This window comes from Pseudonocardia sp. Cha107L01, from assembly GCF_052566575.1.
In genome coordinates this window covers 5,079,548-5,104,056 of record NZ_CP199579.1, presented here as the reverse complement: position 1 = coordinate 5,104,056, position 24,509 = coordinate 5,079,548, and the positions used below count along the sequence as shown (strand labels likewise).

The following is a 24,509-nucleotide window of genomic DNA, read 5'->3' as shown; positions in this document are numbered from 1 at the left end:
AGGCCGCTCAGGCCGTGACCGGGTGCGTCGGATCGACCGACGCGCCGGCGGCGTCGGCCAAGATCGTCAGGCCCTTGTCGAGGATCTCGTCCGGGGTGGTGAGGGGCGCGAACACCTTGACCACCTCGTCGTGCGGCCCGGCGCGCTCGATGATCAGGCCGTTGGCGGCGCAGGTGCGGCTGATCCGCTCGGCCAGTGCCGGGTCGACCTGAAGACCCTGCATCATGCCGCGGCCCTTCAGACCGGCGCCGGGGATCCCGCCGGCGATCGCGGTCAGCCGCCGGGTGACCAGCTCCGCGCGCCGGGCGATGTCACCGGCAAAGGTGCCGTCCGCCCAGAACTTCTCCAGCGCCACCCTGGCGGTGACGAACGCGTGCCCGTTGCCGCGGAAGGTCCCGGTGTGCTCCCCGGGAGCCCAGATGTCGAGCTCGGGCCGGATCAACAGCACGGACATCGGCAGCCCGAAGCCGGACAGCGACTTGGACAGCACGACCAGGTCCGGCGTGATGCCGGCCCGCTCGAAGCTGAAGAACGTGCCGGTGCGGCCGCATCCGGCCTGGATGTCGTCCACGATCAGCAGTGCGCCGTGCGCCGTGGCCAGCTCCGCCAGCCGCCGCAGCCACCTGTCGGACGCGACGTTGAGGCCGCCTTCGCCCTGCACCGTCTCCACCACGATCGCCGCCGGGGCGTCCAGCCCGCTGGCCGGGTCCTCGAGCATCAGGGCCAGCTGTTCGGCGGTGTCCACGTCCGGACCGAGGTAGCCGTCGAACGGCAACCTCGACACCCCGGACAGGGCGTTGACCGGGCCACCGCGCATCGCCGAGTTCGCGGTCGCCGCCAGTGCGCCCTGCGACAGCCCGTGGAACCCCCGGGTGAAGGAGATGACGTTCGTCCGCCCGGTCACCTTGCGGGCCAGCTTCAGTGCCGCCTCGACCGCGTTCGCGCCGGTCGGGCCGGTGAACTGGACCCGGTGATCCATCCCGCGCGGTGCCAGCACGATGTCTTCGAAGCTCTCCAGGAACGCCTGCTTGGCATTGGTGTGCAGGTCAAGACCGTGCGCGATGCCATTGGCGGTGATGTAGTCGAGCAGTGCCCGCTGCATGTCCGGGTCGTTGTGCCCGTAGTTCAATGCGCCCGCGCCGGCCAGGAAATCGAGGTACTCGCGCCCATCGGTGTCCCACACAACGGTCCCGAGCCCGCCGGCAAGAACCGCGTCGAAGTTCCGGCAGTAACTCCGGACAACCGATTCACGGCGTTCGAAAATCTCGCTGGCAGTCACCCATTCTCCCCTCAATACAGCCGCGGACCGTTGCGGGTGTCGGGGCTTGCGGTCCGTGAATGGCGGGTCGCCCGTGGCGATGTCGAATCGTTACATTCTCCATCCGCGACATCGTCGATCGCGACAACCCGCACCAAAACCCGATTGAAGCACCACCTGTCCTGCCCGGTCCAGGGCAATGCAAATGACTGCCCGATCGGTTGACGGAAAGCCGATGGCGGCGGCAGACAGTCACAAACTACCGAGTTCAACCAATTTGTGGATGTCGGCCTACGCAGTTCACCCCTGACACATCCGATGACCCAGGACACAGAACTGAGCCGATACTGAGATCAAACAGGAACGATCCCTAAGTTATGGCGAATCAAACCGCTCTCGTGCCACCGCAACGCTTTTTGACGTGGAGCTACGATCATTCGTCCCGGGGATGACCTGAAAGAGCGAATGGGCCGGTATACACCACCGGGAGTCACCTACCGCACGGATCCGCCGGGTACACCTCTTCGTAACCCCGAGGGAACTGACGGCGCCGTCGGCGAGGGCGAATGTTCGGCCACGCTCTCGGGATCGGTAAACGGCGGTGAGCCGCCAGCCGCGACGGTACGCCGGCGTGTCGCTGAGGCGAGCGGAACGGGTGACCGACCGCGCCGAATGAGATTCGGCTAAACAGCCCGGTTGGTCGTGGCCCTCGGCCCCGGCCAGATAATCGCAGTGCGCACTCCGGTCCGGGCGGCGCCGACACTTCCAGGAAACCGGGCGGGGGGCGAAGCCTTTTCCTCGACTTGCCCGCCGGGGGAACCGAAGTCACCTGAAGAGCCATGCGTTTCGCGGCCAGGAGTGGCCCGAGTAGTCATGACGGACGTCGGCCACCCGAGAGGGCGCCGGGCAGCCCGCCGCCGCCGTACCGGGCAGCGGCTCGGTCTGTGGTCGGGCTGGAACCGCAGCGGTCACAGTCGGTGATCGACTGATCGAATCAGCGTGATGACCCTGAGGGGTGGGCTGTGTCGAGGTCGACCTGAGCCTGGTTCTCGGCGAAATATTCGGACTGACGTTGGTCCTCGAATGAGGAGAGAACGCACCAGGGTCGACACCGGGCCGTCCTGTCGGTGACGCAACGTCACCCCCAGCGTCACGGCGGTGCTGGTGACCTGAGTGCTCTGAGGGCGTGGACGTTCGCTGCCAGGGACTGCTGACCTGGGTCGCGGAACCGCGACCTGGAATGGGCCAGCACCGAGACCCGCCGCGGACAGCGCTGGGACTGTCACTTCGCGGTAGCTGCACACGAGTCCGACAGTCGTGTCGTCCCGGTCCGCTGTTGGACCGGGCTGACTTTCAAGGTCACCGACTGGCCCGCCGGGGTACGGCGGACAAGCTTCACCGGCCTCCGTAGCCAGCACGAGAGGCCGGTGAAGCTCAACCGGAACGTGACCGGTGGACGAGCTCTCACTGCCCACCGGTCACGGACCGACCAGACGATGTCTCACGGTTGGCGGGCGCCGCCAACTACAGGCGCCCGGCCAACTCCTCATACCACGCCGCCCTCAACGGGCTGCGCTCTTCGGTACACCGCCGGTCGACCGGCGGAAACGGGTCCTGGTCAGATGACCTGGACGTTGTCCGCCTGCGGGCCCTTCTGGCCCTGGCTGGTCTCGAAGGACACGCGCTGCCCCTCCTCCAACGACTTGAAACCACTGCCGCCGATGGCGGAGTAGTGCACGAAGACGTCCTTACTGCCGTCGTCGGGGGCGATGAAACCGAAGCCCTTCTCGCCGTTGAACCACTTCACGGTGCCCTCAGTCATGATTTCCCTTGTTTCCTGGTTGCGGCGCTGATCGTGCAACTTCACGATCACAAGGACGCCACATCCCGGCGACAGACAACCACACTCGTCACCGGGCGGCCCATCCGGGCGGCACAAACCGGCAACTACCGGCTCTAAAACGGGTCCGAAACGCCTTCGTCGAGGGTGATCCGGGCCACTAGAGTGACCCGCTGTGGGGGACGGATGAGCCTGGACGTTCAGCCGCTCACCCGCGCGCGCGCCGCGTTCCAGCCTCGGCCGCTCTCCCGGCTGCGGTCCCTGCCGGTCGCCGGGCCGAGCACCCCGGCACGGCTGCTGCGCCTCGGCGCGGTGCTGGTGGTGGGCTGCCTGCTCACCGCGGCGGTCAGCCTGGGCAGCGGCCTCTCCCGGCAGTCGGCGACGGCGGAGGGCGACGGGCGGGTCGCGGCGCTGAGCATGGACGCCGCCGCGCTGTACCGGTCACTGGCCGACGCCGACGCGATGGCCACCAGCGGGTACGTGGCCGGTGGGGTGGAACCCGCCACCGTCCGCGCCCGCTACGACGACGACCTCGCCCAGGCCGCCGAGCGGCTGGTGCGCGCGGCGGGCGAGCTTGACGCGGCCGACCCGGGCCGCCCCCTCGTGGCCACCGTCGCCGGGCAGCTGCCGGTGTACAGCGGCCTGATCGAGACCGCCCGGTTCTACAACCGGCAGGGCCTGCCGCTGGGGCAGTCCTACCTGGGCAGCGGCTCCCGGTTGATGCGCGAGACCGTGCTGCCCGCTGTCGAGCAGCTGCGCCGCCAGCAGAGCGTCACGCTGGCCGACGACTACGGCCGGGGCGGCGCCATCCCGTTCGCGGTGTTGCTGGTCTGCGGCGCAACCCTCGCCGCGCTCCTCGACGCCGGGATGCGGGAACGGCGCCGCACGAAACGGACCGTCAACCCGGGGCTGGGGGCCGCCGCCGGCCTCCTCGTGGTGGCCATGCTGTGGTGGGTCACCGCCACCGTCGTCACCGATGCCAGGCTGGACGCGGCGATCCGGCACGGCGGGGCCACCACGGCCCTGGACGACGCGCGGGCGGCCGTCCTGCAGGCCCGCAGCAACGAGAGCCTGGTGCTGGTGGCCCGCAGCGGCGGCAGCGCCTCGGACGCCGGGTTCACCGGCCAGCTCACCAGGGTGCTCGGCACGGACGGCACCGGCGGGCTGCTGGGCACCGCCGCCGACGACGCCGGCCCGGACGGGGCCGGAGCGATCGACGAGGTGCGTGCGGCGGCGCACCGCTGGCAGCAGGCCCACCAACAGGTGCGGCAACTGGACGACGCCGGGCGCTACACCGACGCGGTCGCCGCGGCGATCGGCACCGACCCCGCCGGCTCGCGCGCCACTTTCGAACGGCTGGACGCGGCACTGGCCGGTGCGCTCGCCACCCAGCGGGCCGCTCTCGACGCGGACGCCGGCTCCGCCAGCGGCGCGCTGACCGGACTGGCCATCGGCCCCATGGTGCTCGCCCTGCTCGCGGGTGCGGCGGCGGCGGCCGGCATCGCCCTGCGGGTGCGGGAGTACCGGTGAACGGCGTTTCGACCCGCCGGCCGCTGCTCTACCTCGCGGTGGGCTGCCTGCTCGCGCTGCTCAGCCTGCTGCTGCCGACGCCGGGTGGTGACCGGGGTGCGGCCGGGGCCACGCCCACCTCGGCTCCTGGGGTGGCCGCTGGGGCGCCCGCCGCGCCCCCGGCGGCGCCGTGCGGCCAGACCCGGGACAGCCTGCGCCCGAGCGGCCCACCGCCGGCCCCGGGCGCGTTCCCGCCGGGGTCGACGATGGCGGCGATCGTCGCCAGGGGGCGGTTGATCGCCGGGGTGGACCAGGGCAAGTACCTGGCCGGCTACCGCAACCCGGCGACCGGGGACCTGCAGGGCTCGGACATCGACCTGGTGCACCAGATCGCTGCGGCGCTGTTCGGTGACCCCGCCAAGGTGCAGTTCGTGGTGCTCGACATCGCCGACCGGGCCGCCGCGATCGAGCGCCGCCAGGTGGACCTGGTGGTCGACCAGTTCACCGTCACCTGCGCGCGGCAGCGCACCGTGGAGTTCTCCAGCGCCTACCTGACCGCGGCGCAGCGCATCCTGGTCCCGGTCTCCGCGAACGTGCACGAGGTCGAGGACCTGGCCGGCCAGCGGGTCTGTACCTCGCGCGGCTCGACCACCGAGGGCGTGCTGCACGCGCTGCCGCTGCACCTGAACGTGCTGTCCCTGACCGGGATCCCGGACTGTGTGGTCGAGCTGCAGCACGGCCGGGTGGCCGCGGTGTCCAGCGACGACGCGATCCTCGCCGGGCTCGCCGCCCAGGACCCGCAGACCCGGGTGGTCGGCCGGGCGCTGGACAACGCCCGCTACGCGGTGGGCATGAGCCCGGCGACGCCGGATCTGGTGCGGTTCGTCAACGGGGTGCTGGAACGGGCCAGGGCGGACGGCAGCCTGGCGGCCAGCGACCGGCGCTGGTTCGGCGCGCTGAACCCGGTACCGCAGCCCGCCGCCGCCCGCTACCGCGACTGAGCTGGGGTTGCGTCGGTGGGGGGCGGGGTGAGCTCCTCGGGCTTCTCGCTGGGCACTAACCGGAGGACCGGGGTCGGCGCCGGGGCGTCGGCGGTGAACGCGTCGGCGTGCGCACCTGCCCACCGCTCCGCCGTCCCGAGCAGGTCGCCGGTGCGGTCGTTCACGGCGTTCCGCCGCCCCTTGGTCAGCCCGTACGAGGGCAGCGGGGCGGCCGCGCCCGGCCCGGCGAGGTCCCGGTACGGCGTCGCGCCCGGCGGATCGGCCGAGTAGCCGCCCCGGAAGCTGCCGACCCAGTGCGACAGTCCCGCGGTGGCCGTCCGGAAGCGCACCCAACGCTGGTTCTCCCACCCCGGCGCGGGCTCGACCCCTGGCGCCGGGCCGGCGAACCGGGTCACCAGCTTCGCCGCGCCGGCCTGGCCCCTGGCGGACAGGCTGGCGACCACCGGGGGCTCCATGTCCAGGTTCAGGCCGCCCTCCGCCTCGTCGTGGTAGATGGTGACCACCCGGTCGCGGTAGCCGGGCATGCCGAGCAGCGACTCGTCCACCCAGGAGCGGGCCGAGTCCAGGATCGCGCCACCGAACGCCGCCAGGCCGCCGAGCCCGGTCGTCGGCCAGTTGCTCCAGCGGCGCAGCAGGCCGTCCTGGTTCACCATCGGCAGGCTCGTGTTGTCCGCCTCGCACTCCGACTTCGCCTGCCCGGCCGGGAACGGCGCGAGGTCGATCGCGAAGGTCGGCCGGACCGGCAGTGGGCGGTCGAAGAAGTGCACCGGCAGGTTGCTGCAGATCCCGCCGTCGGAGAACCAGTTGACCGCGAACCGCCGGCGGGGAACCGCGGCGGCCCCCTCCTCGGGCGAACCCTTGTCATGCGCCAGTGGCAGCGGCACCAGCGGCAGCGCCTGGGCCCTGAGCAGCGCGGAGTTCCATTGCTCAGCGGGGCCACCGGTGACCGGCGGTGGGTGGTCCACCATCCACCGGACCACGTCCGCCGGGAACAGGGTGCGGAACCGGGCCGGGTCGAAGAAGTACTCCTGGTTGCGCCACGGCATCGCAACCGGCTGTCGACGGGTCAGGTTCGTGGTCATCATGCGCAGCTCGCAGCCCCGGGAGGCCAGGTCGCCGAACGTCAGCGGCGGGGCATCCGGCGCGCGACCGGCCAGTTGCTGCAGGTTCCGGTGCAGCCAGGGGGTGAGTGCCTCGGCGGTGCGGAAGCGCCGGGTGCCGGGCATGCCCGAGCACAACCCGAACCCGTGGTCGGGCAGCACCGCGCCGACCCGCCGCAGGGCCCCGACGGCGGCACCGGACAGGCCGCCCCCGACGAGCAGGAGCACGCCGGCCAGCACGGCGGCCAGCCGGGCGGCGCCGACACCGGCCAACCCGACGGCGAGGACGACGATCCCGGGCACCGCGCCGAGGACCGCCGCGCCCGCGAACGCCCACAGCAGGGCGCGCAGCACCGCGATCAGCCGCCCGACGCCGGACCTGCCCGCCCCGGCGGTCACCACGGCGAAGAGCCCGGCGGTCCGCGCGTCGGGTTGGAACAGGCGGAACAGCACGGAGCCACCCACCTCGGACTTCGCGGTGAGCCCGGTGGGTACCTGTTCGAGCGCCTCGAAACCGCCCGCTGCCCGCCCGTACTCCGCGGCGGCCGCCGCCGCGGCCGCGATCGCCCCGGCCGACGCCCCGCCCACCGACCGCAGCCGGTAGACCTTGGCCAGCTCGCACACCGCCAGCGGATAGATCACTCCGCTGGTGATCCCACCCTTCATGATCACGTCGCAGTCCAGCGGCGGATCAGCCGGATATCTGCCCATCGCCACTCCGGACTCCGTTCCCGACGAGCCAGCCAGCACCGCCGACGATCACACCGTTCGGTCTCCGGTCGCACAAGCAGGCTCGCCCTACCCGCCGGGTATCCGGCCGCTCGCCGGCTCAGTTCCCCCGGCGCAGCGCGATCGGAGCCGCCTGGTGTCCCTCGGTCAGCGACCAGCAGGAGTCTCCGGCGGTCACGTCCCGCTCCGCGCCACCGGTCCATCCCTCCGGCAGGTGCAGGCAGACTCGCGCGTTCTCGTCCGGCACCAGCAGGGTGAGCTCCCCCGTACGACCGAGCCGGACGTCCGCCGCCCGTGTCCCGTCGGCCAGTTCGACCCGGACGGACAGGTTGGCCAGCTGTTCGCCGCGTCCGCCCTCGACGGTGATCTGGACGAGCGCCAGCGGCGCGAGTGTGAGCCGGGGCAGACCGCGCCGGGAAGACACCGGTCCGCTCAGCGGACCGCCGTTTTCGGTGGCCAGAGGCCCGGGAGGAGGAAAATCAATTGCTATCGGAACCGGCGGACTGAGGATATCCTCAGGCAGCTTGGACCGGCGACGAATGGCCCGCGAGGTGGGACGTGGACCGTGCAGCTATCGGCCTCGACCGCACTATCGGCAACGGCGCGGGGCCCGACGTTCGGAGCGTTCCGACTTCCCAGGGCGGTCGGGGCGTGCTCGAGGGTGCGTTCGAGTTGTTGGACGTGTTGTCGCGCATGCCGAGCGGCGCGGGGCTGTCCGGGCTGTCCCGCGACTCCGGTCTGCCCAAGGCCACGACCCACCGGCTGCTCGAGCAGCTCGTCGCACTGGGCGCGGTGCAGCGCGACGGGCAGCGGTACTACGTCGGCGGTGCGCTGGCCCGGCTCGGGCGCTCCTGGCAGCCACATCCGGCGCTGCGGCGGGCGTCGCTGCGTTCGTCCCGGACGCTGGCCCGGATGACCGGCAGCTCAGTGGCCGTCTGCGTGCTCGAGGACACCTCGATCCGGGTGGTGACCTCCGCCGGCGGGACGGGCAGCCCGTCCCCTCGAATGCACACCGAGGACGAGATGACGGTGCGTACCGCGGTCGGTCAGGTACTGCTCGCCGCCCAGCCCGATCGGGACCCGCCGACCGGGTTCTCCCGCCCGGAGTGGAAACGCGTGCGGGACACCCTCTCCCGCCACGCCGCGGTCGCGGTGGACCACCAGGACGTCCTGCCCGGTGTGTTCTGCGCGGCAGCCGCGATCCCGCTGCCCACACCGGGCCAGGTGGCCTCGATCTGCACGCTGTTCGTCAACCGCACCCCGCCGAGGGACCTGTCCGAGCTGGTGCTGCGGGCGGCCCGGGAAACCACCCGCTTCCTCGCCTGCCAGTGACCGGTCCCAAGGGAGCGCCTCGGAGGTCGTGAGTGGCGAGGGGCCACTCGCCACTCACGGGGTGTGGATCAGCGTGATGGTGGTCCAGGCGCCCAGCCTGATCTGGTCGCCGGCACCGATCGGGACCGGGGTGTTCGACGGGATCAGGGCGCTGTGCACGGTGGTGCCGACCGCGGTGCCGTTGGTGGAGTCCAGGTCGACGATCTGCCAGCCACCGTCCGGCTGGGACAGCAGCACGGCGTGCAGCGCCGAGACGCCCGGGTCCAGCGGCGGGCCGCTCAGGTCGATGTCCGGCTCGATGCCGCGGGACCGGCTGCGCCGCCCGATGCTCAGCCGTGACCCGACCAGCGTGAAACGGCGCTCCGGGCAGTACAGGGGGAACGCCAGGCCCGCCGCGTCCGGCCCCTCCCGAGCGCGAACCACCTCGAACCAGTCCCGATCCGCCCGCACCACCGCCGACCAACCGGACCGCGTGGACCTGGCCCCGAGCTCGGCATCGCGAGCATCACCGGCACCCGGGGTGGCGGCCGGCACGGGCAGCGCGCTGTCGTGTCCGCAGTCCTCGCAGAACCGCCCGTCCCGGGCCGCGCCGCAGCTCGCGCAGACCTGGGGTGCCGGCGCGGCCGGGGCGACCGCGGCTGACGGAGCCGCCGGACTCGCCGGCGCGGTCATCGGCGTGCCACAGACGTCGCAGTAGTCGTCGGTGTCGGACCGGTGCCCGTCCGGACAGGTCGTTGCGGTCACGAGGCGCCCCGGAAGCGCGCGGTCCGGGTCGACCGGGTGTCGAGCGTCATCTCGTCCACGTCGTCGACCTTCTTGCGCAGCCGCACCGTGCCGGACGGCGCATCCAGCACGTCGACGACCTTGGACAGCAGCCGGGCGGTGTTCTCGTTGCCCGACTCGTGGGCCAGCGCGACCGCCCGCCCCAGCCGCGCGGTCGCGGTCGGCTCGTCGCCCGCCTTGCGCGCCGCCAGGCCCTCCTGGATCGCGTCGGCCAGCTCGGCCTGCCCGGTGTAGTGCGCGACGCCCCGGCTGATCCGCGAGGACAGCGACGTGTCGTCCGTCCACACCGCCCTGACCAGGCCTTGGCCGAGCACCTCGGTGGACCCCGCGCGCACCAACTGGACCCGGCCGGCCAGCATCTCCTCGCCGACACCGCCCGCGTTGACCGCGACCCCCACGTGGTAGTCGCGGCTCTCCGCTCCCCAGGAGCCGAGCGGGTAGTCGCCGCGCTGTGGACCGGACTCGGTGCGCCGCCCGGTCAGGTCGGCCACCGTCGGCGCCACCTGCTTGACGAACCGCACGCTCGCGCCGCGCGGTGTCCACAGCCGCAGCGCCACGTCAGCGGTGTTCTTGCCCATCGCGGCCGCCGTGATCGCCCGGAAGTCGGCGGCCAGGTCGGCCGGATCGGCCACGATGTCGACCGTCCCGAGCAGCGCGGCGGCGATGGTGCGCAGCTCCTCGACCCGCCAGTCGGTGCCCACGCCCCGGCAGTCACAGGTGAACAGCCCGCGCACGCCATCCAGCGCGGCGGCGAACACCGGCTCGCGCTCGCCGTTCTGCCCGTCGGTGAGCAGCAGCGCGTGGCGCAGACCGCCGGGGTGTGCGTCGGCGAGCCGGCCGACGGCGGACAGCCAGCTGCCGATCGCGGTGCCCCCACCGGCGCGCAGGTTGGCCACCTCGCTGTTCGCCTCGGCCCTGGTGCGCGCGTCGGCGACCGCCGTGCCACCGTCCCTCGGGTACACCTGCACGGCCATTCCGACGCCGGAGATCACCGCGAACGACACCCCGTCGCGCAGCTCGGCCAGCGCCGCCGAGGTCGCCTGCCGCGCCGAGCGCATCTTCTCGCCGTGCATCGAGCCGGAGGTGTCCACGACCAGTACCTCGAGCGCGTCACCCGGCGCGGCGGCGGGACCGCCGGTAGCGGTCACCGTGACCACCGCGTCCACCTCGGTCGCGCCCGCCGGCAGGTGGACGTTCTGGTCGACCTCGACGGCGAACGACGGCTCCGGTCCGGTCATGCGGGCTCCTCTACGGCCGTACCTCGGCGGGGGTCGGCACCGGGATGACGATCACGGTGATGTTGTCCCGGCCGCCGGCGTCCAGGGCGATCTGGGTGAGCAGACGGGCGACCTCCACCGGGCTGGTGCCCCGTTCCGGCGGAGGCAGCGCGGCGGCCAGCTGCTCCGCGCCCGGGAGGTAGTTCCACAGCCCGTCACTGCACAGCAGCAGCACGCCAGGGCCCTCGGGACGCCAGCTGAGCACCTCCGGCTCCGGCTCGCCGCCCTGCCCGAGCCACCGGGTGATCGCGTGCGCCCTGCGGTCGGCGAGCGCCGTGGCCTCGTCCAGCTTGCCCGAGTCGATCATGGCCGTTGCCCAGGAGTGGTCGGTGGTCAGCCGCTGTGCGGGTTCCGCGGCGCTCGGGGCGGCCAGCCAGTAGGCGCGGCTGTCACCCACCCAACCGACGGTGATCACCGGATCGGCGCCGGCACCGTCCGGGTAGTCCAGGAGGGCGCAGACGAGCGTGCAGGACGGGGCGTCGTGGTCACCCGGTGCGCCGAGCGCGGCCACCGCGGTCGCCGCCTGGGCCACCGCGGCCCGGACCAACCGGGCGCCCACCACCGCCGCCGACCGGGACGCCGGCTGGGCGCGCCCGTCCTCGGGCGGCAGGCCGGGGTCGGACAGCAGCACACCCAACGCGGTTTCGGTGGCGGCCCGCGAGGCCAGCTCCGGTGAGCGCACCGACGAGACGCCGTCGCAGAGCACCGCCGCCACCCCGGCCGGCAGCCGCAGCCCGAGCGCCATCGCGTCCTCGTTGCGGGCGTGCACCAGGCCGCGGTCGCTGACCCCGCCGATCGCACCCAGGTCGGTCTCCACCCGGTCGGTGCCGTCCTGGCGGCGCAGCCCGCAGCCGGGGCAGTACTCGGTGCCGGCCTCGGCCTCGGTCGTGGTCACCGAGGTGGGCGCGGGTTCGCCACACCGCCGGCACGGGTCGGCGACCGCCTCGGCCTGTGCCGTGCCGCCGCGACGGGTGCGCAGGTCGGTGCCGCAGTTCTCGCAGAACAGGTCGCTGTCGGCAACCGACTCGGCGCACTCGGGGCACATCGCCATCACATCCAGGTCCGGGGTCGCACGTCATTGGCCCGGTCCACCAGCTCGATGCGCTCGGCCGGGTCCGCGGTCAGTCGGGCCGAGGTGCGCAGGCAGGCCTCGAGGCCAAGGCGCAGGTCCCGCTGGCGCCACGGGTGGCCGAGGAACGGCGGGCCGCCGGGGGCGTCCGGCAGCTCCAGCGCCCGAGTCAGCAGCGCTGCCCGGATCCGGTGGTCGGTGATGGCGTCCAGGTCCAGCCGTTCCACCCGCGCGGCGGCGGCCCGCAGCGCGGACTCGCCGATCTCGGCGCCGGAGCGGCCCAGCAGCGTCGCGGTCACCGCCTCGAGCTGGGCGGCGACGTGCTGGCTGGAGGTGTTCGGGACGGCGTCCAGGGTGTCGTGCGCGGCGTGTCGGTCACCGGCCCGCAGCGCGACTCTGGCGCTGCCGAACGCGGCGTCGGCCAGCCCCGGGTCCGGCCGGGCGATCAGCGCGTAGTAGCGCCCGGCGTCCTCGTCCCGCCCGGCGCACTCCGCTGTCGCGGCGAGCGCGAGCTTCGGCGCCGCCTCCCCGGGCAGTGTCGAGTAGGCCACCTCGAACGCGGCGGCGGCCCGGTCCAGGTGATCGCCCGCGCCCGCTGTGCTCGTGCCCGCTCTGCCCGTGCCCGCTGTGCTCGTGCCTGCGGCGGTGAGCGCGGTGAGGCCTCGGAACCACTCCAGCCGCCAGTCATCCGGGTACCCGGCGGCCAGTTCGTCGAGCGCCGCGGTGGCCGCCTCCGGGTCGCCCGCGTCCAGATGCGCGCGGACCAGCCGCAGCCGCAGCTCCGGCGTCAGCTCGGGAGCCGATTCGATGGCCCTGGTCACCTCCCCGCGCTCGACCGTGGCGAGGGTGGCGAGCAGGCCCGCCCCCGGGTCGGTCGGGTCCACCACCGGCACCGGCAGCAGCCGCGCCACCCGCTCGGGCACCGGCCGGCCCGGCTGGTCGCCCTCGATGAGCAGGCCAGCGGCGAAACTGCCCCTCGGCTGGCCGAACCTGGTCGAGATGGTGGGCCTGGCCTTGCCGTCCTCGGCGGCGAGCACCTCACGGAGCACACCGTCGAGCTGTTCGGACATCTCCTCGGCGGACTCGAACCGGCGCAGCGGGTCCGGGTCGACGGCGCGCAGCAGCGCGCGGTGGAACGACTCGTGGGCGAGCAGCACCGGATGGTCGGCCGGGATCGGGCTCGGGGCACCGCCGAGGGTCGGCGGCAGGCCGAGCGCCAGCACGGCCAGCGACCGGCCCACGGTGTGCACGTCCGAGTAGGCGGACGGGCCCTCCTTGGCGATCTCCGGGGCCTGGTAGCCGAGGGTGCCGTACACGGCGCTGTGCTCATCGTCCATCCGGATCACCGCGCCCATGTCGATGAGTTTGAGCTGGCGGTCGTACTGGATGGCGTTGTCCGGCTTGAAGTCGCAGTAGGCCAGCCCGCGCGAGTGCAGGTAGCCCAGCGCGGTGAGTACCTCCATCGCGTAGGCGATGGCCTGGGCGACCGGCAGCGGCTCGAACGACCCGTCCGGGCGCCGTCGGTCCTGCAGGAGTTGCTTGAGCGAAGAACCACCCACGTACTCCATCACGATGTAGCCCACCGGGACGTCGTCCGCGCCCGGGTGCTCGACGAAGTTGTGAATCTTCACGATGTTGGGGTGGTCCACCTGGGCCAGGAACCGGCGTTCGGCCACCGCGGCGGCCATCGCCTCCGCGTCCCCGGAGTCGAGCAGACCCTTGAGCACCACCCACCGGTCGCTCACGTTGTGGTCGACCGCCAGGTAGATCCAGCCCAGACCACCGTGCGCCAGGCAGCCGCGCACCTCGTACTGCCCGGCCACCAGGTCGCCGGGGCGCAGCTTCGGGGAGAAGGAGAACGGCGCGCCGTCCTTCGGGCAGAACCCGTCCACCCGCCCCGGCCGCCCATCCCGGCCCCGGCCCACCGGAGCGCCGCAGCGACTGCAGAACCGGCGGTCCTCGGGGACCTGGGGGTCGGTCATCAGCGCGTGCGTCGGGTCGATCACCGGCACCGGCGGGACGTCGACAAGGCCGCCGCCGAGCTGTCCCCGGGTGGGACCGGTGGTCGCGGAGCGGACGCTGCCGCGCCTGGAGGGCCTGCTGGACCGGCTCCCGCCGCCGAGCGTGCCGGAGTACGCCCACGGGGCGGCCGCCGTGGCCGTCGCTGTGGACAGCCCGGCAGCGGCCGTGGGCGGCCCAGCAGCGGCCGTGGGCGGCCCGGCAGCGGCCGTGGGCGGCCCCACGGCCGCCGTAGCGGGCCCGGCGGCCGCCGTCGCGGGCCCGGCGAACGAGGCGGTGCCCGGCCCGGACGACGGAGCCATGCCGCACTCGTCGCAGTAGCCGTCCTCGATGGCGCCCGTGCAGCTGTCCCGGGTACAGGATGCGGCGCTGGCCGTCACGCCGACCGACCCGCGTCGCTGGCCTGGCGCAGCAGGCGCTGGTAGGCGCCGATGGCCCGGGTGGCCCCGGCCAGCTCGGCCGGCCGGGTCCACAGCAGTCGGCGGATCTCCTCCTCCAGCCGCATCAGCCCGGGTTCCTCGATCCGCCCCAGCCGCAGCGCCCTGGCCCGGTACGCCTCGAACCGGCCGCGCAGTTCGGCGCGGCGCTCGACCAGACCGGTGGCCAGCTCCACCGCGGCGCCCAGCTCGGCTGCGGCGGCGCCGACGGTCGTGCGCAGCTCGCCCAGCGTGTCCGCCCTGGCCGCCCAGCTCGCTGCCCGTTCCAGGCCGGCGCGCCGGCTGAGCAGGTCGGGCAGCCGGTCCGGCGGCGCGGTCAGCGAGGCCGCGACCAGCTCGGTGGCCCGGTCCCGCTCCGTCCGCTCCCGCGCGCGCAGTTCGTCGAGCCGGCGCAGCTGGCCGTCCAGCTCGGCGAGCCGGTCCGCCCAGCCGTCGCGGACCGACGCGATCGCGGTGAGCCGGGTCGTGAGGTCGTCCAGCGCGACGGACAGTGCCGGCAGCTCTCGACCGAGGCCCCCGGATCCGTCGGCCAGCGACAGCGGATCAGCGCCGGCACGCCGTTCGAGGTCGGCCAGCGCCGAGGCGGCCGCCGTCAACGAGGGCTGGCCGACATCCAGCTCGGCGACCAGCCGACCGGCCGCGCGCACTCGCTCGGCAATCGGCGCCAGCTCGGCCAGCGCCTCCTCGCGCAACCGCCCGCAGGTGGTCACCAGTTCGCTGACCTCGGCGAATGCCGCGTGCATTCGGGTACTCAGCTCGTCCAGGGTGATCTTCTCGACCCGCTCGGCGGCACCGGTCAGGCCACGCTCGGACAGGCCCACCTCGGTACGGGAGACCTCCACCGAGGGCAGCGCGAGCACTCGGTGCAGCTCGGCCAGCGCGGTCTCGTTCGGCCGGGGTCGGCTCCCCCGCACCCTGCGCGCGGTATCCAGCGCGTCCCGGTAGAGGGCGAAGTCCCGCCACAGCCCGCTCAGCAGCGGCGCGGCGGTTGCCCAGCGGGCGGCGGTGGCGCCGGTGAGCGGACCGCCGGTGAGCAGCCGGTGGCCGGGATGGCGCTCCAGCTCGACGAGCGAGGCGGCGATCCGGGTCTCCTCCCGTGAGCGGTCACTCAGCTCGGCGTCCAGCAGCTCGCCGTAGAACATCAGCCCCCCACGTCGCCGGTCCGCGCTGGCCAGGCCACCGGGCAGTTGACCACCTTCGCCCGATCGTGTGGCACACGATAACGCCGCGGCGCGGCGGTGCGCTGGCTTTTCCGGCCGGGCAGCGGAGCTCTGCCCAGCTGAGGGACTCCTGCCCAGCTGAGGGACTCTTAGATGCAAGCTTGTATCTATGCTAGCGTCTATCTGTGTGACACCCAGTAGCGACCGGCCGGGCGGCAACCCCGAGCGACCCGATCCGCCCGCCGCGGACCGCGCCTATGCGCTGACCAAGGAGCTGGTCCTCACCGGCGAGCTCCCGGGCGGCCACCTGTTCAGCGAGGGCGACATCGCGGAGCGGCTGCGCATGAGTCGGACCCCGGTGCGCGAGGCGTTCATCCGCCTGCAGACCGAGGGCCTGCTCCAGCTCATCCCGAAGCGGGGCGTCGTCGTGCTGCCGGTACCGCCCGGCGAGGCCGAGGACGTCCTGGATGCCCGCGAGGCCATCGAGACGGCCGCGGTGCGCCGCCTGGTGCGCCAGCCGGAGCTGGTACCGGCCGCGCTGGAGCGACTCCGGGCCGCACTGCGCACCCAGCGGGCACACGGCGAGTCCGGCGACCTGCACGCGTTCGCCGACGCCGACGAAGCCTTCCACCGCGCGATCGTCGCCGCCGGGGGTAACCAGCTCATGATCGACTTCTACGCCACGCTGGCCGACCGGCAGCGCCGCATGAACATCCGGGCCATCGGGCCGGCACCCGAACGACCGTCGGCCATCCTGCGCGAGCACCAGGAGCTGATCACCATCATCGCCTCGGGGGACGACTCGGCGTTCGGTCCGGCGCTGCGCACCCACCTGGATCGGACACACCGCCGATGAGCACCAGGAACCCCCGCCGCGAGTTCCCACCGCGGCCCGCGGCGCCGAGCCGTGCCAGGTGGGCGCCGGTCGCCGCCGCGATGTTCTGCTGCGGCTGGGGCGGCAACCAGTTCACCCCACTGCTGATCATGTACAAGGAGGCGGGCTACTCAGCCTTCACTGTCGACGCACTGCTCGGCGCCTACGTCATCGGGCTGATCCCGAGTCTGCTGCTGGCCGGTGGCCTGTCCAACCGCTATGGGCGCAGGCCCGTGATGATCCTCGGCACCGGGCTCGCACTGCTCGCCAGCGTCATGATGGCGATCAGTGCCCACGCGGCGCACGCCGTCGCCTGGCTCGCGGCCGGTCGGTTCGTGGCCGGCATGGCGGTCGCGGTGGCCATGGCGGTGGGCTCCACCTGGGTGAAGGAGCTGACCGACACCGACCCGGCCGGTGCCCCCGATCTCGGCACCCGCCGCGCCGCGCTCTGGCTCACCCTCGGTCTCGGCATCGGGCCCGGCGCGGCCGGCGCTCTCGCCCAGTGGGGCCCCTGGCCGATGGTGCTGCCCTACCTGGCGCACATCGCGCTCTGCGTCGCCGTGTTGGCGTTCGTGCCGCTCAGCCGGGAGACGCGGACCACGCCACCCGTTGACGGTCCCGACCGCTCCCGCGCCGTCCCCGCGCGCACCGGCGGCGCCCGGCACCCCCGGTTCCGGCGGGTGATCATCCCGATGGCGCCGTGGATCTTCGGGTCGACCGGCGTGGCCTACGCGATCATGCCGGAGATCGTCAGCGACAAGCTCGGCTCGTGGTCGCTGGCCTACTCCACGCTGCTCACCGTGTGCACGATCGGCGCCGGGGTCGGCATCCAGCCGATCGCCAAGCGGCTGGACCGGACCACCAGCGCCCGGGCCGTGGTGGTGTCGATGGTCGTGATGTGCGCCGGGCTCGCGTGCAGCGCGGTGGCCGCCGCGCTCCGTTCGCCGTGGCTCGCTCTCGGCACGGCACTGGTCCTGGGCACGGCGTACGGCATCGCCGTGGTGTCCGGGCTGCTCGAACTGCAGCGCCTCGCGCGGCCGGGCGAGCTCGCCCAGCTCACCGGCATCTACTACGCGCTCGCCTACGTCGGGTTCCTGCTGCCCTCGCTACTGGCCGCCCTGAACGGCGTCGCCGGCTACCCGGTCCTACTGGCCGCGCTCGCCGTCCTCGCCCTGACCGGCACCCTGGTGATCGTCCGGCACTCCCGCGCGCACCTGCCGCTGGAGCCGGCGCTCACCCCGTGACAGTCAGGACTTGAGCCACTTGGTGTTCTCGGGCCTGCTCAGCTGATTCCAGGCCTCGGGCAGCTCCCGCTCGGCCCGGTCGGCGCGATCCGCCTCCAGCCCGTGCAGGATCCCGAAGGTGAACCCGTTGCCGCCGTCGAGATGCGCCTGGCCGGCCAGCTCCCGGATCACCGGCCGCGCCACCACGGAGTCCTGGTGGTCACCGAGCAGCTTGTGGACGGCCTTGGCGTGCAGCTGGAGCCGCGCCGCCGGCTCACCCACGGCCGGCTCGGCGACCTCGCCGGCGTAGCGCAGCCTCTTGCCGGCCTTGCGCGTCTCGTGCAGCGCGATGTCCCGCTCCGCGCCGGCATCCAGGGCCTCGGCGGCCACCACCCGCTTCGCTAGTCGGCGCCACACCCTGCCCATCTGCTTGGGTAGCTCGCGGTCCGCCGGCCGCTTGGCCCTCGGGGTCAGCGGCGGGTCGCTCAGCAGCGCGTCGATCTGCTCGTGCAGGGCCAGGTAACGGTCGCTGTCCAGCGCGGCGAGCGCCACCTCCTGCCCCTCCGCCCGGCGCCGCTGCAGGGTGCGGGTGACCTGCGCGGCCACCGGGCCCATCACCAGCTCGTCGGGCAGCCCGTTGATCGCCTCGACGAGCCGCTCCTCGATCACCTCGGTGTCGCGGGCCGCGCTGAGCTCACCACCGACCCACTTCAGCTCGTCGGTGAGACCCCGGGTGGCGTCCCCGTCGATCACCTCGCTGTAGGCCTGCAGCGCACTGCGCATCCGGCGCGCGGCGACCCGCAGCTGGTGCACCGCGTCCGGGGCGTCACGGCGCACCAGCGGATCCTGGGCGCGGATCTGCTCGGCCTGCGCGCGCAGGTAGTCCAGCACCACCGCACCGGCCGAACCGGGCTTGACCTTCGACTTCTTTTCCGGCTCGGCCGGCAGCCGGTCGGCGAGCAGGCGCCCCAGCTTGGACTTCGACTGCGAGCGGTGCACCCCGACCGTCAGCAGCTGCGCCTCGATGCGGTCGAGCAGCTCCGCCTGGCCGTGCTCGGCGAGTTCCACCTCGACCTCGCGCCAGGACACGGCGGTGGTCTCCGCGCCCATGGTGTGCGCCGAGACCTGGTCCTCGACCAGCTCGACCACCTCGTGGCCGTCCGAGTCGGACATCAGCCAGCGCCGGCGGGTGGTGTTCAGCTGCGCGACCGGCGCGAGCGCGGCGCCCCGGGAGTGCACCCTGACCAACGAGGCCAGCTCGGCGGGCGGGTCCACCGGGTCGTGCCCGGCCAGCGGCAGCCGGTGCTCGTCGCGGCTGTCGCCGCCCGCCGGCAGCTTCAGGTGCCAACCCTCGTCCGAGCCGCCGACGCGGCGCCGCAGCGTCACACCGGCGCGGAGCAGCCGCAGATCGGAGGTGTCGAAGTACACCGCCTCGAGCTGCTGTTGCTCGGCGCCGGCACCGGCGTCCAGCCCGAGCAGCCCCGCCGGATCCGGCAGTTCGGCCGCGTCGGCGGCCTCGTACTTACGTTCGGTCTCCCGCACCACGTTCATCGACTTGGTCATGGCCCTTGCGTACCCGCCTTGACCTCGGCCGCGACACCGCCGGATGGATCAGCGCCGTTCCGGTGCTCCCGTTCGCTCTGCTCGTAGACCTGCTCCGGCGGGCCGACGATCAGCGGGTCGGGCTTGCCGACCACGTCGTGGTCCTTGGTCGGGTAGTCCAGCGTCGACAGGACCCAGCGCAACGCCGCGATCCGGCCGCGCTTCTTGTCGTTGCTGCGCACGACCGTCCACGGGGCGGCGGGAGTGTCGGTGCCCCGGAACATGTCTTCTTTCGCCTTCGTGTAGTCGTCCCACTTGTCCAGCGAGTTGAGGTCGATCGGGCTGAGCTTCCACTGCCGCAGCGGGTCGATGACCCGGATGGTGAACCGGGTCCGCTGTTCGGCCCTGGACACCGAGAACCACAGCTTGTGCAGGTGGATACCGGTGTCGACCAGCGCCTGCTCCAGGCTCGGGACCTGCGTCATGAACTCCTGGTACTGCTCGTCGCTGCAGAACCCCATGACCCGCTCGACGACCGCGCGGTTGTACCAGGACCGGTCGAACAGCACGATCTCGCCGGCCGACGGGAGATGGTTGAAGTACCGCTGGAAGTACCACTGGGTGCGCTCCTGCTCGGTCGGCTTGCCCAGGGCCACCACCCGGGCGCCGCGCGGGTTCAGGTGCTCGGTGAACCGCTTGATGGTGCCGCCCTTGCCGGCGGCGTCGCGCCCCTCGAACAGCACCACGATCCGCTGACCGGTGTCCTTGACCCAGGACTGCATCTTCAGCAGCTCGATCTGCAGTGCCCGCTTGATCTCCTCGTACTCGTCGCGGGTCATCCGCTCGGAGTAGGGATAGTCCTGTTTCCAGGTGGTGATTTCCTGCCCGTTCGCACCGAACAGCACCGCGTCGTCGTCGTCGAGCTCACGCACCGACCAGTCCTGGGAGTTGTCCAGCAGGTCCACCGACCGCAACGCCTCGCGCAGCTCGTGGCGGGTCGCCTCGGAATGGCCGACCCCACGGGGGGTGCGCCGGAACTCCTCGACAGCCTGCTCAAGTGAAGCCATGTCCGTTCCCCCATCACGCCGCGCTGAATCCATTATCGGGTACCTGGGCCAGATACCGCCGAAAGACACTGTCCATGGCCGGGGACGAGCACGCGGTGTGCCGGCCGCAAGAGTTCGCCCGGTGTTAGCAGGTCGTTCAACTGGCGCGAGCTCACAGCAGAGCCGGGGCCAACCGCCGCCACTGCTCCCTCGGGAACGACTCCGTGCCCTCCCGCTCGGTCAGGACCTGGACGCAGACGTGGTCGGCGCCGGCGTCGCGGTGCTGGTGCACCCTGGCGGCGATCGCGTCCTCGTCACCCCAGGCCACCAGGGTGTCGACCAGCCGGTCGCTGCCGCCGCCGGTGATGTCGGCGTCGGTGAACCCGTAGCGCTTCCAGTTGTTGACGTAGTTCGGCAGCCCGAAGTACATGCTCAGCTTCCCGCGCGCGATCGCCCGGGCCCGGTCCGGGTCGGCCTCGAGCACCACGCCCTGCTCGGGTGCCAGCAGCGGGCCAGGGCCGAGCGCCGCGCGGGCGTCGGCGGTGTGCTCGGGGCTCACCAGGTACGGGTGTGCGCCGGCGGCGCGGTCGCGGGCCAGCTCCAGCATCTTCGGCCCGAGGGCGGCCAGCACCCGGTCCTCCGCCGACAGCGGCACCGGGGCGGCGTCCAGCGCGTCCAGGAACGCGCGCATGCTCGCGAGCGGCCTGGTGAACTTCCCGGGCTCGGTCAGCTGGTTGATGATCGGCGCGTGGCTCACGCCGATGCCGACCAGTACCCGGCGCCCGTACTCGGCGACCAGCTCCCGGTAGCGCGCGGCGCTCTCGGTCGGGTCCTGCATCCACAGGTTCAGGACGCCACTGGCCACCGTGATGCCGCGCGTCTTGGCGAGCAGGTTGTCGAGTGAACCGAACAGGTCGCCGCCGGCGTCGGGCAGCCACACCGCGGCGTACCCGAGCTCCTCGATCTCGGCGGCGCAGTCGGCTGCCTCGCCGGGATCCCCGAACCTGAGCGCCGCATCCCAGATCCCGGTTCCGCCCAACGCGTATCTCATTGTCCCGATCCTGGCACGGCCGAGGCGGGCCCGCCCGGATTCCGGACAGCCACGGGTGGCTCAGAGCGGGTCGGCCACGTCCCAGAGCTGGCCGGTCGCCTGCCCCGCCAGCCGGGCCACCATCGACCGCGCCGAAGCCTCCGGCGTGAGCAGCGCGCCGCGCGCGTGGGTCCGCACGAAGTAGTCGTGCAGGGCGGCGCCGATTTGGCGTGCGGTCTCGGCGATCTCGTGGGCGGACCGGGCCACCAGGGCCAGTCGCGCCCCCTCCGCCGCGAGCCGGTGGGCGATCGCCCGCCCGATCCCCCGGCCGGCGCCGGTCACCAGGGCGAACCTGCCCACGAGCCGTCCCTCGTGCAGATCAGTCATCGGTGTTCACGACCCCCTCCCGACCCATTCTGCCGGCGCCGCGCGAGCGCGGAGTCCTTACCGACCGATCACGACAAGGCCGGACGCGGGTCGGGCGTTGGTAGCGTCACGGCCGGCATCGGAGGTAGCCATGCGCGACTATCCGCGAACGATCGTTTCGGCCGGCCATGTCGAGCCGGTGCCCCGGCGGATCCGTGCCCTGCTCGGCGGCACCGTCGTCGTGGACACCACATCCGCGCGCTACGTGTGGGAGTGGCCGAACTACCCCCAGTACTACGTCCCGCTCACCGACGTGGCGCCCGGCCTGCTCGTGGACGAGGAACAGACCGAACGGGTCGCCGGCGTGGCGGCCAACCGGTACGGCCTGCGGGTCGGCGAGCTGACCCGGCCGGGTGCCGCGCTGGTCTATCCCGAGTCCGAGCGGGGTGGCGGTGCCCAGCCGAGGCGGGACAGCCTCGACGGCCTGGTGCGGTTCCGCTGGGAGGCCCTCGACTCCTGGTTCGAGGAGGACGAGCAGGTGTTCGTGCACCCGCGCAACCCCTACACCCGGGTCGACGCGCTGCGCTCGGGCCGCCAGGTCCGGGTCGAGCTGGACGGCGTCGAGCTGGCCGAGTCCGCCGCCACCGTGATGGTGTTCGAGACCGGGCTGCCCACCCGCTACTACTTCGACCGCACGCAGGTGAACTTTTCCGCCCTGGAGCCGAGCGACACGGTCACCGCATGCCCGTACAAGGGCGTGACCAGCGCCTACTGGTCGATCCGCGCCGGTGGGACGCTGCACCCCGACCTGGCCTGGGCCTACGACTTCCCGACCCGGCAGCTGCTGCCCATCACGGGGCTGGTGGCCTTCTACAACGAGCAGGTCGATATCCTGGTGGACGGAGTCCGGCTGCCCCGGGCACGTACCCACTTCTTCCCGGTCAACCGCGCGGAGTAGCGCCGTGTACCGCGTCCGGCCCGGTCCGGCGGCGGGAACCCCGGTGCCGTGACTCCGCGCACAACGGCGGTCCACTGTTCGGCCCAACGCCGCACCATGGGCAGTCGCTGTGCCGGCCCCGTCGACGTGGCCCATCCTGACCCTCCAGCCTGACCCTCCAGCCTGACCCTGCAGCCGAGGAGAACCCGGTGAACTCCCCCGTGAGTCCCCCGCCGCTCGCCCGCCTGGCCCACCTGATGGTCTGGCTGGGTGGCGGCAACTGGCGCGACATCGACGACCACGCCGAGCGGTCGGCCTACCAGACGGCCGGCTTCTTCGTGGCCCTCAACGCGGTCGTCGCCGGCTCGGTGGTCTCCTTCGTACTCGGCCTCGCCGGGGTACCCGGGCCCGCCGGCTGGCTGTTCGCCATCGCGTCGGGGCTGCTGGTCGGCGCGATCGGCCGGACGCTGGCCACCGCGCCCGCCGATCCCGCCCTGAGCCGGGCCCGGGGGTTGCTCGGTGACCTCGCCCGAGGGCTGGTCGCCGTGCTCATCGGGGTGCTGCTCGGTGAGCTGGCCGCGCTGGCCATCTTCGCCGGCGCCATCGACCGCGAGCTGAACAGCTCCCTGGACGGGGCCGGCACCTCGGTGTCGCAGTCCGCGCAGGCGCGCCAGCTGGGTGCCCTGCAGGCCGACCGTGCCGCGCTGGACACCCAGGTCGACGCCGCGACGACCCGCCGGGACCGGTCCCTGGTGGTGGCGCGCTGCGAGTACCACCCGGGACCCGGTTGCCCGTCGACCCAGATCACCGGCGACCCGGGGCACGGCCCGGAGGCGGCGCAGGCGAACACCGAGCTGGCCGCCGCCGAGCACGACCTCGCCGAGGCCGGCGCGCGCCGCGACCAGCTGGCCCCCGGCCTCGACCGGGACATCGCCGACGCCCGGGCGGAGCTGGGCCGGGACACCGCGAGGGCCGAGTCGCTGGCCGCCGCCGACACCGGGCTGGACGCGCGCTGGGCCGCGATGAACACCTACACCACGCACACCGCCGGCACGGCAGGGCCGCTCGTGTTGCGGACCGCTGTCGTGGTGCTGTTCGTGCTGCTCAACCTGCTCCCGCTGATCCTGCGGCGCTGGCGCGGCCAGACCGACCAGGACCGCCGCATCCTCGCCCGCAAGCTGCGCAACCGGGCCGAGGAGGAGGCCGACACCACGGTGGCGATCAGCCGGGCGCAGCTGCGGGCCGCACTGGAGCTGGACCGGCACCGCACCCTGCTGGCGTCCGGGTCCGCCGCCTCGCTCGACGCGGGCAGTGCGATCCTGCCAGGCACCCCGCTCGACGCGGGCACCCCGCTCGACGCGGGCAAGCCGCTGGACCGGGCCGTCACACGGGCCGAGCTCACCGCGCCGGCCGAACCCGAGCCGGTCCCAGCGGGCCGCGAGCTGGCCAGTTCCCGGCTCCCTGCCCTGGCCGAACAGCGTGATCTGGTGCCCGCGCAGAGCAGCCCACTCGACCTGTTGCCCGGACCACTTCCCAGCGCGGTACGCACCATCACCGGCCTGGTCCGGCCGCTGGTACCCGCCCCGGTGGCCCGCCTTGCCGACGCCGCGCCCCGGTCGATCAAGATCGCCCGCGGCCTGTGGGAAGAGGTCGAGGAGTTCCAGTTCACCATGCTGCGCAAGCGGACCGTCCGCCTCGCCAGCGACGAGATCGACGAGGCCGCCGAGGCCGAGCCCGCCGGCGCGGGCGGCGCCGTCGGTTCACCGACCGTCCCGGCAACGACCTGGGCGGAGGCCGACCTGGTGGTCCACCCGCCGGCGGCCCGGTCGGCGGCCGCACTGTCCGACGCGGCCGCCCAACCCGAGGTCACCGGCCGGGGTCCGGGCGAGGTCGCCGGCCGGCGCCGGGGAGCGGTCAAGGGCCGGGCCCGCCGCGAGCTCCCGCCGGCGTCGGAGGACTCAGGACACTAGGACGGTC

The 24,509-nt window shown here is 73.1% G+C and carries 21 protein-coding genes; 8 read left to right on the top strand and 13 right to left on the bottom strand.

The window, feature by feature from the left end; translation table 11 throughout:
- Positions 1–7: 7 nt before the first annotated feature.
- Both ectB and ACTXG6_RS23870 read right to left on the bottom strand, forming a co-directional pair.
- Positions 8–1,279, bottom strand: coding sequence for a diaminobutyrate--2-oxoglutarate transaminase (ectB, locus tag ACTXG6_RS23875; RefSeq protein WP_445181591.1), 1,272 nt, complete (start codon positions 1,277–1,279; stop codon positions 8–10).
- A 1,597-nt stretch (positions 1,280–2,876) separates the two neighbouring features.
- On the bottom strand, positions 2,877–3,080 hold the full coding sequence (locus ACTXG6_RS23870) for a cold-shock protein (protein ID WP_445181590.1): 204 nt from the start codon (positions 3,078–3,080) through the stop codon (positions 2,877–2,879).
- A 204-nt stretch (positions 3,081–3,284) separates the two neighbouring features.
- Between ACTXG6_RS23870 and ACTXG6_RS23865 the strand changes: the two genes are divergently transcribed.
- Together ACTXG6_RS23865 and ACTXG6_RS23860 are read left to right on the top strand one after the other, a co-directional pair.
- Positions 3,285–4,628 carry a hypothetical protein gene (locus tag ACTXG6_RS23865; RefSeq protein ID WP_445181589.1) on the top strand — a complete coding sequence of 448 codons (1,344 nt, stop codon included), beginning with the start codon at positions 3,285–3,287 and terminating at the stop codon, positions 4,626–4,628.
- A complete protein-coding gene (locus ACTXG6_RS23860) occupies positions 4,625–5,608 on the top strand; it encodes a transporter substrate-binding domain-containing protein (RefSeq protein WP_445181588.1) in 984 nt (327 codons plus the stop codon). The genes ACTXG6_RS23865 and ACTXG6_RS23860 overlap by 4 nt, the downstream gene beginning before the upstream one ends.
- Here ACTXG6_RS23860 and ACTXG6_RS23855 read toward each other — a convergent pair.
- Both ACTXG6_RS23855 and ACTXG6_RS23850 read right to left on the bottom strand, forming a co-directional pair.
- A complete protein-coding gene (locus ACTXG6_RS23855; protein ID WP_445181587.1) occupies positions 5,596–7,419 on the bottom strand; it encodes a hypothetical protein in 1,824 nt (607 codons plus the stop codon). The two genes, ACTXG6_RS23860 and ACTXG6_RS23855, sit on opposite strands and share 13 nt — an antisense overlap.
- A 118-nt stretch (positions 7,420–7,537) precedes the next feature.
- On the bottom strand, positions 7,538–7,861 hold the full coding sequence (locus ACTXG6_RS23850; protein ID WP_445181586.1) for a hypothetical protein: 324 nt from the start codon (positions 7,859–7,861) through the stop codon (positions 7,538–7,540).
- 227 nt (positions 7,862–8,088) lie between these two features.
- On the opposite strand from ACTXG6_RS23850, the gene ACTXG6_RS23845 reads away from it, so the two are divergent.
- A complete protein-coding gene (locus tag ACTXG6_RS23845) occupies positions 8,089–8,769 on the top strand; it encodes an IclR family transcriptional regulator (protein WP_445181585.1) in 681 nt (226 codons plus the stop codon).
- Positions 8,770–8,823: 54 nt separating this feature from the next.
- On the opposite strand, the gene ACTXG6_RS23840 is transcribed toward ACTXG6_RS23845, so the two are convergent.
- The 4 genes from ACTXG6_RS23840 to ACTXG6_RS23825 are packed head-to-tail and all read right to left on the bottom strand — an operon-like array spanning position 8,824 to position 13,910.
- The gene (locus tag ACTXG6_RS23840) at positions 8,824–9,513 is read right to left on the bottom strand and encodes an FHA domain-containing protein (RefSeq protein WP_445181584.1); all 690 of its coding nucleotides are present in this window, start codon (positions 9,511–9,513) and stop codon (positions 8,824–8,826) included.
- Entirely contained in the window at positions 9,510–10,790 is a 1,281-nt protein-coding gene (locus ACTXG6_RS23835; RefSeq protein WP_445181583.1) for a vWA domain-containing protein, read from the bottom strand. Before ACTXG6_RS23835 ends, ACTXG6_RS23840 begins: the two co-directional genes overlap by 4 nt.
- Positions 10,791–10,800: 10 nt before the next feature.
- Positions 10,801–11,874, bottom strand: coding sequence for a PP2C family serine/threonine-protein phosphatase (locus ACTXG6_RS23830; RefSeq protein WP_445181582.1), 1,074 nt, complete (start codon positions 11,872–11,874; stop codon positions 10,801–10,803).
- A 5-nt stretch (positions 11,875–11,879) separates the two neighbouring features.
- On the bottom strand, positions 11,880–13,910 hold the full coding sequence (locus tag ACTXG6_RS23825; RefSeq protein ID WP_445181581.1) for a tetratricopeptide repeat protein: 2,031 nt from the start codon (positions 13,908–13,910) through the stop codon (positions 11,880–11,882).
- A 40-nt stretch (positions 13,911–13,950) separates the two neighbouring features.
- Here ACTXG6_RS23825 and ACTXG6_RS23820 point away from each other — a divergent pair, with 40 nt between their 5' ends.
- Positions 13,951–14,238, top strand: coding sequence for a hypothetical protein (locus tag ACTXG6_RS23820; RefSeq protein ID WP_445181580.1), 288 nt, complete (start codon positions 13,951–13,953; stop codon positions 14,236–14,238).
- A 55-nt stretch (positions 14,239–14,293) separates the two neighbouring features.
- Here the strand turns inward: ACTXG6_RS23820 and ACTXG6_RS23815 are convergent, their stop codons facing one another.
- Positions 14,294–15,496 carry a hypothetical protein gene (locus ACTXG6_RS23815; RefSeq protein ID WP_445181579.1) on the bottom strand — a complete coding sequence of 401 codons (1,203 nt, stop codon included), beginning with the start codon at positions 15,494–15,496 and terminating at the stop codon, positions 14,294–14,296.
- A gap of 205 nt (positions 15,497–15,701) precedes the next feature.
- On the opposite strand from ACTXG6_RS23815, the gene ACTXG6_RS23810 reads away from it, so the two are divergent.
- Positions 15,702–16,370: a GntR family transcriptional regulator gene (locus ACTXG6_RS23810; protein WP_445181578.1), complete on the top strand. Its 669-nt coding sequence runs from the start codon at positions 15,702–15,704 to the stop codon at positions 16,368–16,370.
- Positions 16,367–17,632 carry an MFS transporter gene (locus ACTXG6_RS23805; protein ID WP_445181577.1) on the top strand — a complete coding sequence of 422 codons (1,266 nt, stop codon included), beginning with the start codon at positions 16,367–16,369 and terminating at the stop codon, positions 17,630–17,632. The genes ACTXG6_RS23810 and ACTXG6_RS23805 overlap by 4 nt, the downstream gene beginning before the upstream one ends.
- Positions 17,633–17,635: 3 nt before the next feature.
- On the opposite strand, the gene ACTXG6_RS23800 is transcribed toward ACTXG6_RS23805, so the two are convergent.
- From ACTXG6_RS23800 to ACTXG6_RS23785, 4 genes are all read right to left on the bottom strand, one after another.
- Positions 17,636–19,174 carry a CYTH and CHAD domain-containing protein gene (locus ACTXG6_RS23800; RefSeq protein ID WP_445181576.1) on the bottom strand — a complete coding sequence of 513 codons (1,539 nt, stop codon included), beginning with the start codon at positions 19,172–19,174 and terminating at the stop codon, positions 17,636–17,638.
- On the bottom strand, positions 19,171–20,220 hold the full coding sequence (gene ppk2 / locus ACTXG6_RS23795; RefSeq protein WP_445181575.1) for a polyphosphate kinase 2: 1,050 nt from the start codon (positions 20,218–20,220) through the stop codon (positions 19,171–19,173). Before ppk2 ends, ACTXG6_RS23800 begins: the two co-directional genes overlap by 4 nt.
- 151 nt (positions 20,221–20,371) lie before the next feature.
- Positions 20,372–21,250 carry an LLM class F420-dependent oxidoreductase gene (locus ACTXG6_RS23790; protein WP_445181574.1) on the bottom strand — a complete coding sequence of 293 codons (879 nt, stop codon included), beginning with the start codon at positions 21,248–21,250 and terminating at the stop codon, positions 20,372–20,374.
- Between the two features lie 60 nt (positions 21,251–21,310).
- Positions 21,311–21,616 carry an SDR family NAD(P)-dependent oxidoreductase gene (locus ACTXG6_RS23785; RefSeq protein WP_445181573.1) on the bottom strand — a complete coding sequence of 102 codons (306 nt, stop codon included), beginning with the start codon at positions 21,614–21,616 and terminating at the stop codon, positions 21,311–21,313.
- 130 nt (positions 21,617–21,746) lie between these two features.
- On the opposite strand from ACTXG6_RS23785, the gene ACTXG6_RS23780 reads away from it, so the two are divergent.
- Both ACTXG6_RS23780 and ACTXG6_RS23775 read left to right on the top strand, forming a co-directional pair.
- Positions 21,747–22,553: a DUF427 domain-containing protein gene (locus ACTXG6_RS23780; protein WP_445181572.1), complete on the top strand. Its 807-nt coding sequence runs from the start codon at positions 21,747–21,749 to the stop codon at positions 22,551–22,553.
- Positions 22,554–22,741: 188 nt separating this feature from the next.
- Entirely contained in the window at positions 22,742–24,502 is a 1,761-nt protein-coding gene (locus ACTXG6_RS23775; RefSeq protein WP_445181571.1) for a DUF4407 domain-containing protein, read from the top strand.
- The last annotated feature ends 7 nt before the right edge of the window (positions 24,503–24,509 follow it).